This is a genomic window from Nitratireductor lacus (assembly GCF_056431025.1).
The window spans coordinates 1-622 of record NZ_JBWKMB010000073.1; the positions used below are offsets into that span (position 1 = coordinate 1).

1 protein-coding gene is annotated in these 622 nt (G+C 63.0%); it reads left to right on the top strand.

What is annotated here, in order from left to right:
- On the top strand, positions 1-622 hold a 622-nt coding region (locus AC07E3_RS21465; protein WP_478364772.1), incomplete at both ends, for a transposase.

Genomic DNA, 622 nt, shown 5'->3' on the forward strand with positions numbered 1-622 from the left:
TGCGCGGCCAGAAGCCTCTGAAGCCGAAGGAACGCACGGCACCGGTGAAGGAGACGAAGGTCTCGCGCGCCGATCCCGACAGCGGTTATATGGTGCGCGAGGGCAAGCCCAAAGGCTTCTTCTATCTCGATCATCGTACGGTGGATGGCCGCCACGGCATCATCACCGACACCCATGCCACACCGGCCAGCCTGCATGACTCGATTGTCTATCTTGGCCGTCTCGACCGGCAGGTGGGACGCTTCGGCTTCAATGTCGGAGCGGTCGGGCTTGATGCCGGCTATGCTACGCCGGCCATCGCCAAAGGGCTTGAAGAGCGCGCCATCATGGGGGTGACGGGCTATCGCAATCCAACGCCACCACGGCCCGGCATGATGCGCAAGAGGGAGTTTGCCTATGAGGCTGAAGCCGATGTCTATCGCTGTCCGCAAGGTCAGGCGCTCGCCTATGCCACCACCGATCGCAATGGCTACCGCCATTACAAATCCGACCCGTCCATCTGCCGCGACTGCCCGCTTCTTGCCTCCTGCACCAGCAATGCAAAGGCGGTGCGCACCATCACGCGTCATGTGTGGGCCGATCACCGGGAACGGGCCGACCGGCTAAGGCTGACGCCGAAGGG